Annotated in this window: 12 protein-coding genes; 4 read left to right on the top strand and 8 right to left on the bottom strand. The window is 40.9% G+C overall.

Annotated elements, in window-relative coordinates; genetic code table 11:
* The first annotated feature begins 173 nt into the window (after positions 1-173).
* The 3 genes from V7K89_RS00450 to V7K89_RS00440 all read left to right on the top strand — a co-directional run bounded on the left by V7K89_RS00450 (position 174) and on the right by V7K89_RS00440 (position 2,645).
* The gene (locus V7K89_RS00450; protein WP_335183788.1) at positions 174-827 is read left to right on the top strand and encodes a WD40/YVTN/BNR-like repeat-containing protein; all 654 of its coding nucleotides are present in this window, start codon (positions 174-176) and stop codon (positions 825-827) included.
* A gap of 128 nt (positions 828-955) precedes the next feature.
* A complete protein-coding gene (locus V7K89_RS00445) occupies positions 956-1,144 on the top strand; it encodes a DUF4089 domain-containing protein (protein WP_335183787.1) in 189 nt (62 codons plus the stop codon).
* Positions 1,145-1,244: 100 nt separating this feature from the next.
* Positions 1,245-2,645, top strand: coding sequence for an AtzE family amidohydrolase (locus tag V7K89_RS00440; RefSeq protein ID WP_335183786.1), 1,401 nt, complete (start codon positions 1,245-1,247; stop codon positions 2,643-2,645).
* Positions 2,646-2,805: 160 nt separating this feature from the next.
* Here the strand turns inward: V7K89_RS00440 and V7K89_RS00435 are convergent, their stop codons facing one another.
* The 4 genes from V7K89_RS00435 to V7K89_RS00420 form a co-directional block, all read right to left on the bottom strand.
* Positions 2,806-3,312, bottom strand: a complete 507-nt coding sequence (locus V7K89_RS00435; RefSeq protein WP_335183785.1) for a GNAT family N-acetyltransferase — start codon at positions 3,310-3,312, stop codon at positions 2,806-2,808.
* Positions 3,309-3,821 carry a GNAT family N-acetyltransferase gene (locus V7K89_RS00430; protein WP_335183783.1) on the bottom strand — a complete coding sequence of 171 codons (513 nt, stop codon included), beginning with the start codon at positions 3,819-3,821 and terminating at the stop codon, positions 3,309-3,311. Before V7K89_RS00430 ends, V7K89_RS00435 begins: the two co-directional genes overlap by 4 nt.
* A 56-nt stretch (positions 3,822-3,877) precedes the next feature.
* Positions 3,878-5,224 carry a DUF58 domain-containing protein gene (locus tag V7K89_RS00425; RefSeq protein ID WP_335183782.1) on the bottom strand — a complete coding sequence of 449 codons (1,347 nt, stop codon included), beginning with the start codon at positions 5,222-5,224 and terminating at the stop codon, positions 3,878-3,880.
* 415 nt (positions 5,225-5,639) lie between these two features.
* Complete coding sequence (locus V7K89_RS00420) at positions 5,640-5,852, bottom strand: hypothetical protein (RefSeq protein WP_335183781.1); 213 nt, start codon at positions 5,850-5,852, stop codon at positions 5,640-5,642.
* A gap of 887 nt (positions 5,853-6,739) precedes the next feature.
* Between V7K89_RS00420 and V7K89_RS00415 the strand changes: the two genes are divergently transcribed.
* Complete coding sequence (locus V7K89_RS00415; protein ID WP_335183780.1) at positions 6,740-7,192, top strand: Hsp20/alpha crystallin family protein; 453 nt, start codon at positions 6,740-6,742, stop codon at positions 7,190-7,192.
* Between the two features lie 131 nt (positions 7,193-7,323).
* Here the strand turns inward: V7K89_RS00415 and V7K89_RS00410 are convergent, their stop codons facing one another.
* From V7K89_RS00410 to V7K89_RS00395, 4 genes are all read right to left on the bottom strand, one after another.
* Positions 7,324-9,504: a CHASE2 domain-containing serine/threonine-protein kinase gene (locus tag V7K89_RS00410; protein WP_335183779.1), complete on the bottom strand. Its 2,181-nt coding sequence runs from the start codon at positions 9,502-9,504 to the stop codon at positions 7,324-7,326.
* Between the two features lie 193 nt (positions 9,505-9,697).
* Positions 9,698-11,905, bottom strand: coding sequence for an FHA domain-containing protein (locus tag V7K89_RS00405; protein ID WP_335183778.1), 2,208 nt, complete (start codon positions 11,903-11,905; stop codon positions 9,698-9,700).
* Positions 11,902-12,105, bottom strand: coding sequence for a DUF6760 family protein (locus tag V7K89_RS00400; RefSeq protein WP_334849144.1), 204 nt, complete (start codon positions 12,103-12,105; stop codon positions 11,902-11,904). The genes V7K89_RS00405 and V7K89_RS00400 overlap by 4 nt, the downstream gene beginning before the upstream one ends.
* A complete protein-coding gene (locus V7K89_RS00395) occupies positions 12,048-12,431 on the bottom strand; it encodes a phage tail assembly protein (RefSeq protein ID WP_335183777.1) in 384 nt (127 codons plus the stop codon). The genes V7K89_RS00400 and V7K89_RS00395 overlap by 58 nt, the downstream gene beginning before the upstream one ends.
* Between the last annotated feature and the right edge of the window lie 324 nt (positions 12,432-12,755).

Below are 12,755 nucleotides of genomic sequence, written 5' to 3'. Positions count from 1 at the left end.
CTTACCCCTTAATGACCAAACCCCGCCACGAATTACGCAAGCAATTGCAAACTGCTTAACCCACAAGTGTTTCGGTTTTTCTTAGTGCCATTCGGTTCAATACCTTTACAGGAGCAACTTCCACAGATGGCGGACATACTTGGAAAAACTTTTCCTCATTTCCGCAGAATACTATGCCACTACGGGTAGCAATGTCTGCAAGTAATCCAAATTTGTTTGTAGCGATCGCCAGCGAGCAACAACCTATACGTACAACTAACGGTGGAGCTTCTTGGAGTGTAGTATCAGGTTTACCCAACGGTTCTAAGGGGCCGTGGTACTGGGGTCAACCATTGGCATCAGACAAAGTAGATGGCAATATTTTTTACTACTATAGCGATGGCAAAGTCTACCGCAGTCAGGATGGAGCTGCATACTTCAGTATTGTCAACTCATCACTTCCTAGCGAAGATTGGTCTATGCTCAAAACAGTTCCGGGGGTGAGTAACGAAGTTTGGATAAGTCTCGATTCTAATGGGCTTTATCGTTCAACAAACGGTGGTGCGAAGTTTGCCAAAATAGCTAGTGTGGAGAAAGCTAATTTATTTGCTTTTGGCAAGCCACAAACAGGAAGTAAAATTCCAGCACTATATTTATATGGCAAGATTCTTGGTATGGGAAAAGGAATTTTCCGTTCTTTGGATAGAGGGCAAACATGGACAAACATTTCTAATTCTCTATATCCCATTGGCAATGTCCCGAACGTGATGGAAGCTAGCAGACAGCAATTCGGGCTAGTCTTCATTGGCACCGACGGCAAAGGAATCTACTATGGAAAACCAAATTAATATAGAAAGGTTGCATTCCCTACACAATTGTATGTCACTACCTGGGTATTGCTGTTGTCGCAAGAAGTTATAAGTTTAAGATAACGTGGACGCTTTGGCTTGCCGCAGGCTACCGCAAAGGAAGAGAGATGAGAAGAGAAGAGTTTGATGTGGGTGAGTATGTTGATCTGATGGGGTTGTTGTCGGATTTAGAGATTAGAGATGAGTATCGTGATAGTGTGGTGGCAAATTTTGAGAGAATTATGGCGATCGCTAATCTTGTAAATTCTTTCCCATTACCAGAGGAAATTGAAGTTGCACCAGTTTTTGAACCATAATTGCTTCAAGAATAGCTATGTTGATGTTTTAGTACAGCAAAAACTATTGCTGACTACTATTACTCAAAAAGCTAAACGCGCTATCTCTTAATATTTCAGTATGAATTTTGATTCAGCCGATGCCATAACAATATCAACTGCTGTACGCGAAGGTAAAGCTAGCGCAGTGGAAGTTACGAAAGCTGCGTTAGCACGAATAGCAAGGCAAAATCATCTATTCAACTGTTTTACGACTATAACTGCTGAGACAGCTTTAACAGATGCAGCACTGATTGATCGGGAAATTGCCCAAGGTAATCATCCTGGAGTGCTTGCTGGTGTGCCTTTTGCGGTGAAAAATCTCTTCGATATCGCTGGTTTTACGACTCTGGCGGGATCGAAAATCAATGCAGAAAAACCAGAAGCTACTCAAGATGCAACCGCAGTAGCGAAGTTGAAGCAAGCGGGTGCTGTGCTAGTTGGTGCTTTAAATATGGATGAGTACGCTTATGGGTTTGTGACGGAAAACTCCCATTACGGTGTTACTCACAACCCCCATGATTTACAGCGAGTTGCTGGAGGTTCATCGGGTGGTTCGGCGGCGGCGGTTGCGGCTGGGTTAGTACCGCTGACGTTAGGTTCTGATACTAATGGTTCAATTCGCGTTCCGGCAGCGTTGTGTGGCGTTTTTGGTTTCAAGCCAACTTATGGAAGGTTATCTCGTGCTGGGGTAGCTTTATTTTCTAGCAGTTTTGACCATATTGGCCCTTTTGCGCGTTCGGTGCAGGATATCGCTACGGTGTTTGATCTGCTTCAGGGAGAAGACGATCGCGATCCCATTTGTACAAAGCGTCCACCTGAATTATGTTTACCACAACTCAAACAAGATATTTCTGGTATCAGAATTGCCATTGCAGCTGATTATTTCACCAAAGGTGCAGAACCGGAAGCTTTAGCAGCAGTGCAAAAAGTAGCTGATGCAATAGAAGTCACTGAATATGTAATCATACCAGAAGCACACCGCGCCCGTGCAGCAGCCTTTGTAATTACAGCTAGCGAGGGTGCAAATCTGCATTTGGATAAGTTGCGATCGCGTCCTGAAGATTTTGATTTCGCTACACGCGATCGCTTTTTGGCTGGGGCGTTAATTCCTAGTAGCTGGTATCTCCAAGCCCAACGGTTTAGAAGGTGGTATCGCGATCGCCTTCGGGAAGTGTTTCAAAATGTCGATGTAATTCTTGCCCCAACTACACCAATTTCTGCACCACTAATTGGTCAACAAACCATGATTTTGGATGGCGAAGAAATTCTTGTCCGTCCTCATTTAGGGCTATTTACTCAACCATTATCTTTTATTGGCTTACCCGTTTTATCTGTACCAATTCAGCACCCAAATGCCTTACCTTTAGGTGTGCAATTGATCGCAGCACCATATAATGAAGCGTTAATTTTACGGGTTGCAGCTGCTTTAGAGGCAAAGGATGTAGTTTCAGCACCAGTAATTTTAAACGCTCTTAATTAATATCAGTCCTCACCCTAAATCCTTCTCCCAAGCTTGGAAGAGGGACTTTGAAATTGGCTCCCCTTCTCCCAAAATGGGAAACTGAAAATTTGAGGGTGAATTTTACATTTGTACAAGAGGTCTAATGTCTTTAATTTGGAATATTTACATGGAAATAATACTATACTTCATCAAAAGCAGCTGGATAAACAACCTTGCCTTTATACTGCTTTTGATAGTTTTGCAGTGCTTTCACCATGAAAAATTTCTCTGGTACTGAAAAAGGAGACTCGATTTCATAAACTACAGAAGGCTGAAAACCAAAGCGAGTATAGAAGTGGGGATGACCTAGTACAATTACTATGGCTTCTTTCTTTGCCTCTGCTATTTCTAACCCTGCTTTGATTAGTGCGCTGCCAATTCCTTGTCTTTGAAACTGTGGACGAACTGCTAAAGGCGCTAAACCGAGTACCTGGAGTGTTTCTTCATCCACCAGATCAATGTAGCTGAATAAAATATGACCGACTACAAAATTTTCAACCTCTGCAACTAGAGAAAAACCTGAAATATAGCGATCAGAATTGCGAATTTTCTCCACAAGTTGAGCTTCGTTGTTCTGCTCAAAGGCTAATGTATTCACCTCAGCTATTGCTGTATAGTCTGACAGAGTTTCACAACGGATATTCATAATTTTAAAACTAATTCCATAAAAACCCAGTTTACCCGATGTTCAAGAGGAATCTCGGTCTTTTCCAAATACAGCTCGATATTCTGAAAGCCCAATATATGATAAAGTGCCTGTGCTTCTTTTGCAAAAGGGGCGCTGTCTAAACGTATCCTTGAATAACCAATGTAGGCAGCTTCATTGATAATAAATTCTAATAAAGACTTACCAATTCCTTTTCTGCGAAATTCTGGTTTTACATACATTCTTTTAATTTCGCCAATATCTTCACCAATCTTTCGTAAGCAAGCGCAACCAGCTATTTTTTCCTCATATTGTCCCAAAAGCAAGCGTCCTGAAGGGGGTAGAAATTCGTGGAGTTGAGTCATATATTGCTTAAAGAATGTATTAACATTTAAATTGATGCCAAATTGATGGCTGAATATCAACTTAGTCTCATTAAAATATTCCCAAAATACTTCCTGGATATGAGAGTTATGTTCATCAGTCTCTATCTGGATAATTTTAAGCAAAGTTTATGCCTCCGTTAAATAATTGAATAAAAATACACAAGTTAGAGTGAAAATTACTAAAGTTGATTTCGCGCTTTGAGTTGCAGATATCGCTCAACCAACTGATCGGCAATTTGATTTGCTGGTGCATCTAGTACCAATACTCCTTTTTGTTTCAGTTGGGCATAAGCTACTTGTCGTTGCATTAATAAATCTAGTGCTACTGCACGGGTATAGGCACTTGCCACATCATCTGTAAAGGTGTGTGCTAGACGATCAACTTGTGGATCTCGCAAAGTAACGCAAAATGGAAGATAGCGGGGTGCTAACTTGGAGAGTGCGGCTAGGAGTTCAGTAGAGGCAGTAATATCAACTAAGTCGGTAATCACCACTACCAGCGCCCTACGAGTTTGTCGCTGCAAAACATTTGTCACCGCCCCCAAATAATCAGATTCAAATAACACTGGTTGAATTGGAGTTAAGCGATCAATTAGCTGATTCAAATGATGTTGACCGCGTTCTGGGGGAATCCACGTATGCATTTGGCGGTCAAATACACCTATACCCACGCGATCGCCTCGATGTAAACCTGCCAAAGCTAAAGATAAAGTTGCATTCAATCCCCAGTCAAATCGCTGCAAATTCTGTACTTTTGCCGTCATCAGCCGTCCGCGATCAAGTAAAATCAGTAATGTTTGTTCCTGTTCTGGTTCCAAAACCCTTACCAGTGGCATAGCATTACCATAAGCCCCAACCCGACGGGCGGTAGCTTTCCAATCAATAAACCGCAAATCGTCACCAGTGCGATAGTTTCGCAATTCGGCAAACTCTGTACCAATACCAGTTTTGCGAGATTGGCGCATCGATCCTGATGATTGCAGTGTCAGACGAATTGTGAGCGATCGCAATCCTACTAAATCAGGATAAACTTTTACTGGCAGACTTTGGGGAATTTGCCAATCATCCCAAGCTAATCCCCAAAGCCCCAACTGTCGGACTTGAATATTTCCCCAAGGAAACTCTCCCCGCTGTGTTGGGTGGACGGTATACGTTAATTCCTCAGTGCTGTTACTGGGAACAATGGTGCTAAGTGCAGGTGCAGACACGCCAAATCCTATTGGGTAATAGTCGCGGATTTCAATTTGGGCGTCGGTATTTGGCGATGTCACCTTTAACACTACGGGATTATCTCGCCCAATGGATAATCGTGACGGTAATTCGCGGGTAATTTGCACACGAGAACGCCGCACCCGCAAACCATCTACAACCATCAGTCCGAGAATAATCGCATCAAATAGCAGAGTGAGAGCGATGGTTGCTCTAATGCTAAGAAATAAGGATAGGATCGGGGCGTAGGCGTAGCCCGTCGTAGACATCGCAATACCCAAAACCAACAATAAATAAACTCGTCTGGAAGGAACCATTTTTTAGAGCGAGAAGTTAAATTTTAGGAGGCAAGGAGCAGAGAGCAGGGGACAGGAGGTAGAATTAACCTACGTTAAAGCATCTGGACGCAGAACGATATAAATCTTGTAGTTCGGCGATCGCATGAAGTGCTATTCCCTCTGCTGACTATTGCCAGGATACTCCCATTCCGAGTCTGGCAGTTTGTAAATGCTGACTTCTCATTGTTTTTTGTTAGACTTGTACGCTCCTCCGTATTTTCTCGTAGTTTTGTTTAAAAATCAAATAGGAATTCTATATTTATATATATATAGATTGAATACCAACGAAAAAACCATTGAGCATAAATTTAACCGTCTTGCTAACTGGATAACCCAGATAGTCGGCTTTTTACACAGAAAAACTGGGTTTCAAATCCAAGACGATAAATTCTAGTCACTGAGGATTTAGATTACTTTGGTAAGCTAGAAATACAGCATCAAAGGGTTTGAGGTAGCTGACGTTATTGGAATGATTAGATAAATTATCAGAGTTGATAGTTATAGGTTCGCCACTATTTTTAATAACTATTTGAGTGCCACCGATTCCAGGCAATAAAGCAATAGAAGTAACAATGAGTACAGAATCAATCAAGATAGAGAGTTTCATAAGATTATCCTTAGTTATAAGCTGTTGTGTTTTTAATTTGCACATTGAGACGGCAGAGGAGCAGAGAAACAGAGGAGAGGGTTTGCAGGTTTTACCTAACAGATTATGAGGCAACTTATAGGCGCGACAGCTTAGTAAAATGCAATTAGTGTTCTTGAGTAATAGAGTCTTATTTTTTATTTGTCTTAACTTCCTGCACCCAGTTCACCTGAACGGTTGATTTGCTCCTCACCCATTCGGGTGATTTAATTGAGCGCATCCTACAGATCGTTAAAAGTTGCTAAGACCCATCATGTGATAAGCAAGAACAGCAGTATCAAAGGTTTTGAGGCAATTGATATCTGTGGAATGGTTGTGTAAAGTATTAGATTTGATAGCTGTGTTGATTGATGTGCTACTCTTGCTATGAGTAGCTATTTGAGTCCTAGTGATTCTAGGTAGGACACTAGAATCAAGAATGTGTGTAAAATTGAGCGGGGAAAAGAGTTTCATTATTGATACTGTGTTAGTTAATAAATCGAAAGTTAAGTGCAGGACAAAATTGAACAGATATATATTTAACTGAGGTTATCTAAAAATTTATGCAGCGCTGTTACTTAGTTGTAGGCATAGCCCAACCGAGGCATTGCATTTCTGAACTATTCCCTTCAACAATAAATTTATTGGTTTAGTATAAATTAAATCTAATTTGCATATTCGAGTTTACTGAATATATAAATTAGAGTAAACCGTAATTTTCCTCATATCTGATTTGGTACGGTAATCATCAATTAGTTGGTGCTAATAACCGAATTTACAGCAGGTTTAACTCTGCATAATATGAATATGTAAGCACAAATTTAAGTGCAAAACTTATTAAACAAAGCTAACTAATGCGAGGAAGAGTTATGACACTAGTTCGTTGGAATCCTTGGAGAGAAATTGACACTCTACAACACCAAATCAATAGTTTATTTGAAGATACCAGACTACCATCTGCATTGTTTGACAAAGGCTTAAGCAAAGTTCCTGCTGCTGAAATTCAAGAAACTGAAGATGCGATTCATCTGAAGATAGAACTGCCGGGAATAGAAGCTAAAGACCTGGATGTGCAAGTCACAGAAAATGCTGTTTACGTTAGCGGTGAGCGGAAGTCTGAAACGAAAACAGAGGAAAAAGGTGTTACCAGAAGTGAGTTTCATTACGGTAAATTTCAACGCGTAATTCCTCTATCAGCTCGGATTCAAAACACCAACGTTACCGCAGATTATCAAGATGGTATCTTGAATCTAATACTGCCTAAAACTGAGCAAGAAAAGAACAAAGTTGTTAAGGTAAATTTGGAACAATCTGCTAACTAATAGTTTGCAATGTCTACGACGGGCTACGCCTACGCACTACTTTTCCTGCAATGGTTGATTGAAATAGTTAAGAGCTTGGTCATGCGAGTGACCGAGCTTTTTTATTAGCACTTTAGTGTTTAGAAAAAGTACTAAAGACTTTCGATATCTTTAAATACCTCTGCGGCTGACTGATATCGTTGAGTGAAATCGAAATGTACCATTTTATTTAAAATCATCACTAACTCGTCTGTAGCCTCAGTTAATTCGCGCCAATGTTGCCAAATCTGTTGATTAGCATCAGCTTCACTTTGGATAATTATTTCACCAATATTTGTGTCTCTACGAAACTCTCTGGGTTCTACCCCAATTAAACCTTGTATTCCCATAATTCCCAACGCATAAATATCGCTGTTGAGTTTTGGCAACCCACTCATTTGTTCCGAAGGTGCATAACTAGGAGTACCAATTGAAATAGTCTGAGTTTCTTGCTGCTGAGGTTGAATCTGCTTAACAGCGCCAAAGTCAATTAAAACAATGTGCCCATCTGATTCTCGCCTAATCAAATTACTAGGTTTGATATCTCGATGAATTACGCCATAGCTATGAACAAAAACCAGCACATTTAAAACTTCTTTGAGTATCTCCACAACTTCAGCTTGTTTTAGTCGCTTACCAGCAGTTAACTCTTTATCCATAGCGTGCCCTCGAACAAATTCTTGCACTAAAGAAAATTGTCGATTTTCTTCAAAAAAAGCTAGTAGTTGGGGAATTTGTGGGTGCTTACCCAAAGTTTCTAAAATTTCTGCTTCAGCGTCGAATAGGCGTCTGACAATATTTAAATATTCTGTATCTTGGCGAGGAGGTCGTAACTGTTTAACCACACACTGTGGATTACCAGGACGCTGGATATCATCAGCCAAATAAGTATTACTAAATCCTCCAGAACCCAAGGGTTGAGTAATTTTGTAACGGTTGTTTAGTACCATGCCTAGTGCAATTTCTTCCCCGATGGAATCAACAATTAGCGTTGACGCTTCATTTAAGGCGTTGCCACGCTGCCGTAAAAGATTTTGTAATTCTAGAATTAATTGTTGGTGTTCTTGAACCCGTTGGCTAATTTCTTTTTGCTCTTGTTTGGTTTGATAAGCACTATTTGCAAGGACACTCCCAACGGTAAATACTAACCCCAACGCCGGAGGTATGACTGGGAACCATCCAGCTTGGGTAAAAATGACAAAATTGGCTCCAAATAATACTGCAAGGGCTGTTGCTGCTGCCAATCCTAAACCTAGTGGATGTTGAATTCGCCATACCAGCAACCCACCAATTACAGTCCATCCCCATATCCAAAGGACTTTACCCCATTCAGGCAAAAACCAAAATAGAGGCTGTTTGTTCAGAACAGCACTGAGAATTTGACTAACGCTGTGGGCATGAATTTCAATTCCGGCCATGTTGCCAGAATTATCTGACTTACCGCTAGCAAAGGGCGTATTAAAAATATCATTTAAACTATTGGCTGTTGAACCAATCAAAATAATGCGGTCTTTAACTAAATCTGGTTTAACTTGATTTGCAAGTACTTCTGTAATAGTTACTTGCCGGGCAACCTGATGACCAGAACGGTAATTAAGCAGGATTTGGTAGCCATTGGTATCTGCTTTTTGATAACCACCAGCGCTACTTTGCAGGGGTTTAAATACAGTATTACGTAGTCGTAGTTCCTTTTTGGGGGTAAATTCTAGTTGGATGCCTCCGACTTCTAAATATTTGAGCGCTAATTGTAAGCTAAAAGAATAGGTACTTTGACAAGAATCGGACTCCTCTGCACTTACCAATAAGAGGTTGCGGCGAATTGTGGCATCAGTATCTTCTACAACATCATTAAATCCGACTCGCTCTGCTTCAACGCCTTTTGGAGGCGCTATTCCCGGATTGTTAGAACCAGAATGTTTGCAGATAGGAATGATGATATCGCTCTGTTGTAAGTGTTGTAGTAGTTTGTCATGACCAGGCGGTACTGGTAAGTCACGAAAAATATCTAGACCAATGACTCGCGGTTGATATTCTTCGAGTTTGCCTAACAGTCGGTCTAGAAGTTCACTAGACAGGGGCCAATTCCATTTTTGGATATCTTTTTCACTTAAAGCAACAATCAACAGACGAGTGTCTGGGCCTGGGTCGGCACGTAATTGCATCATTTGGTCGTAGACTTTCATTTCTAGAGGCTCGAAAACCCCAAGTTTTTGAATGCCTACTAGTAAAATTGTAGCGATCGCACTTGAAAGAATAACTGGCTGTCTAAATAAATTTTTAAAATTTACAACCATTTTTTTTAATAAATTTAACTTTAAAATCTACCTATATTTTGAGATTAATTTTTATTATTGAAATTATTCTACGCAATTTGCAACTTTTCAAAAAATCTAGTAATCATATTTTACTTGCAAACACCAATATTATCAGATACCCAACTTTTTTAATAAGTCGGGTATCTTGTTGTTCGTGACTAATTTAGAATTACTATATGTGTTTGAGATAATGCACAATCGCCTCTGCTGTTGGCAAATTAGTAGCCAATAAAACTTGATTAATAGTGCATAATCTTAAAAGTGCTTCTTCATTTGCTTGACCTGGCTGAGGTTGCAGCAAATCTCGCAGGAAAATAACTGCTACAATTTCTCCGGCTCCAACCAATGAAGCAATTGTTTGATATCCTCCAGAAGTTGGCGCGGGAGTTTGTTGACTAATAGTTATCCCTGCCTGTTGCTGTAAGACTTCGCTAACAGATGGCCAGGTAATTGTAAAACTCTGTGAGAAAAATTCTTGATGTTGAGAAACCAATTCAGCAAGTTCTGATTTCTTGCTTTCATGAGCGATCAGTACTATATTTCTTTCAATGATTGCTTGAGGAGACTCACTGACATTTGTTTCTTCTGGAGTTTCATCAAAACGCTCTTTTATTTCAGGTAATTCTTCAATAGTTTGACTGATATTCTCAGTAGCTCCACTTTCTGTTGTTTCCAAAGATGGAATATCGGCTGATTCAGAAATTTCACTTATTTGTCCAGCAACATCATCAACATATAGACTAACTTCTTCAGTACTTGCATTACTCAAATCAATGTATTGATTGCTTAAAACTTCTGCAACGGCATCATCAGGTGCAGTTGATGAGTCAGAAACTTCGCTTATTGTTTCATCCACCGCAGAAGTAGGTTCTACTTCATCAACATCTGCGCTGTCTGCTGCTGTAACTGACGTATCCCAATCTATCGCTTTATCAGTTGATGGTTCAGAAACTTCGCTTATTGTTTCATCCACCGCAGAAGTAGGTTCTACTTCGTCAACATCTGCGCTGTCTGCTGGTGCTGTAACTGACGTATCCCAATCTATCGCTTCATCAGTGGTATCCTGTGTAACTTGGCTCAATGCTTCTTGTGGCTGAATCTCTTCGTTTTCAACAACTTCACTGGCTTTTTCTGCGACTGGCGTATCCAAATTCACTACTTCATCATGAGTAGCTTCGGCAATGTCACTCTCCTCCTCAGATACATCGTGGGAAATATCGCGCGGCTGTACGGAGGTAACTTCTGCTGCTAGTGCTGCCTCCAATGCATTCTCATCGTCGGTAGCTTCGGGAATAGCACTTTGTGCAGGAACTTCGTTGAAAATATCACGTGGCTGTACAAAGGTAACTTCTGCTGCTAGTGCTGCCTCTAACTCTGCATCCTCGTCGTAGGTAGTTTCTGGAATAGCACTTGTATCACGCTGTTGTACGAAAGTAGATTCTGTCGCCAGTGGTGCTTCAAAGCCTACAGCCTCATCGTGGGTAGCTTCTGGAACACTTTCCTGTTCAGGAGTTTCAATTATATTTTCAGGTGCAGCTATGGCCTCATCAGGTTCAGTCAAAGAAACTACAGCCTCATCATGGTTAGCTTCTGGAAGGATACTTTCCTGTTCAGGAGTTTCAATGATGTTTTCAGGTGCAGCTATGGCCTCATCAGGTTCAGTCAAAGAAACTTCTGAAGCTTCGCTAACTTCAGGAACTTCTACTTCCTCACCGTCTGGTTTATTGAATGTCCGCAAATCCCCAATTTCATCACGAACATCGTGTGAAACTTCGTTAACTGCTTCTGGTGGTTGAATGATGTTTTCAGGGGCGGTTATCTCAACAACTGGTATGACATCATCAGGTTGATTAGAAACAACTTCTGAGATTTCGCTGATTTCTGGGGAAGCAGCTTTAATTTCAGGTGTTTCTACTTCTTGACTAATTGGCGCTGGAACTTCGTTGACTACTTCTGGGGCTGGATTGACAACATTGGCAGCGCTGACATTTTCAGGCGATCGCGACCGAGAAAACAGTGAAGGATCTATAATTCTAAAGACTGTCTCTGGTTGCTCATAAGCGGGAGCAACTGCTTCCAAAATCAAAACATAATCTGCAATCCGAATAACATCTCCATTACTCAAAGAATATGGTCGGTCTTTTTCAGCTTGTTTGCCATTAAATATTGAGCCATTTCTACTACCAAGGTCAGAGAAGTAGTAATTTCCACTTTTAGTAAAAAACTTAGCATGTACCCGACTGATATCAGGGCTGTCTAGGACTAAATCAGAATCAGGAGAACGGCCTATTACCCATTCTCCTCTCGGCGTAGTTTCTAGGGTAAGGTCAACTTCATTGACTTCACTTAGATTTGGTGAGTAGCTAACTTTTACTTTCATATTAATTTTTGGTTAATTTTATTGATTTCACCTACCCAACGCTGACGGGTAGTGTGCTCTAAATTTAAAATATCATCTTGTGACCAATGGAAATGATAAGCAATAAAAGCTACCTCCTCATATAAAGTATCAGAGGGGTAGCTTACGACTCCCCCGCTAGTTCTAGCTCCACTGAAAATTGAGTATTGCAGTGGGGACATTGTGTCGGAATGTGTACATTGCCTTGCTGATTGATTCGATTGTAAAATTCTCGGAGATAGGCAATGTCATGTAAAAGCAGTCCTTCGAGTAAATCAGGACTAACAGAGTTGAAACTGCCCAGACGAGTAATAACCCGCGCAAGCATTACTAAAACACTGTAAGCCGGATTTTCCTGAACTCTGCGCTCTTGTTGCACCAAAATTTCATCTTTAGCGGTGGCTAAACGCATCACCCCATGACGATGTACTCGTTGTTCACCATCACTCAATCCTCTAGGAAGAGTGAAAGCAAATTCTGTGCAGAGAGTATCTTTTTTACGGCGCATAGATTATTTTATTTGGTCATTGGGAATTGGGGAATGCTGAGTGCTGAGTGCTGTTAGCGGAAGCGGGGCGTTTAGCCCGTGCTGAGTTAGGAGTCAGGAGTTAGGAGTTAGGAAGAAATATTATTGTTTCAAGCTTAAAACTCAGAAGTTGAGCCTTTTTACTTGAACGTTGAGCCTTTGAACTCGGAAGTTGAGCCTTTTTGCTTGAACGTTGAGCCTTTGAACTCGGAAGTTGAGCCTTTTTGCTTGAACGTTGAGCCTTTGAACTCGAAAGTTGCACCTTTTTGCTTGAACGTTGAGCCTTTGAACTCGGAAGTTGCACCT

This window comes from Nostoc sp., assembly GCF_036917515.1.
In the GTDB taxonomy this organism is placed as follows: Bacteria; Cyanobacteriota; Cyanobacteriia; order Cyanobacteriales; family Nostocaceae; genus Nostoc.
Note: the sequence above shows the minus strand (reverse complement) of the source record. Positions and strands in the feature narration are given on the sequence as shown.

Excerpts from the sequence above, each read along its gene's own strand:
- V7K89_RS00405 (WP_335183778.1), bottom strand. The coding sequence starts at position 11,905 with ATGAAAGTAAAAGTTAGCTACTCACCAAATCTAAGTGAAGTCAATGAA.
- V7K89_RS00400 (WP_334849144.1), bottom strand. The coding sequence starts at position 12,105 with ATGTCCCCACTGCAATACTCAATTTTCAGTGGAGCTAGAACTAGCGGG.
- V7K89_RS00395 (WP_335183777.1), bottom strand. The coding sequence starts at position 12,431 with ATGCGCCGTAAAAAAGATACTCTCTGCACAGAATTTGCTTTCACTCTT.
- V7K89_RS00435 (WP_335183785.1), bottom strand. The coding sequence starts at position 3,312 with ATGAATATCCGTTGTGAAACTCTGTCAGACTATACAGCAATAGCTGAG.
- V7K89_RS00425 (WP_335183782.1), bottom strand. The coding sequence starts at position 5,224 with ATGGTTCCTTCCAGACGAGTTTATTTATTGTTGGTTTTGGGTATTGCG.
- V7K89_RS00410 (WP_335183779.1), bottom strand. The coding sequence starts at position 9,504 with ATGGTTGTAAATTTTAAAAATTTATTTAGACAGCCAGTTATTCTTTCA.
- V7K89_RS00420 (WP_335183781.1), bottom strand. The coding sequence starts at position 5,852 with ATGAAACTCTCTATCTTGATTGATTCTGTACTCATTGTTACTTCTATT.
- V7K89_RS00440 (WP_335183786.1), top strand. The coding sequence starts at position 1,245 with ATGAATTTTGATTCAGCCGATGCCATAACAATATCAACTGCTGTACGC.
- V7K89_RS00415 (WP_335183780.1), top strand. The coding sequence starts at position 6,740 with ATGACACTAGTTCGTTGGAATCCTTGGAGAGAAATTGACACTCTACAA.
- V7K89_RS00450 (WP_335183788.1), top strand. The coding sequence starts at position 174 with ATGCCACTACGGGTAGCAATGTCTGCAAGTAATCCAAATTTGTTTGTA.
- V7K89_RS00445 (WP_335183787.1), top strand. The coding sequence starts at position 956 with ATGAGAAGAGAAGAGTTTGATGTGGGTGAGTATGTTGATCTGATGGGG.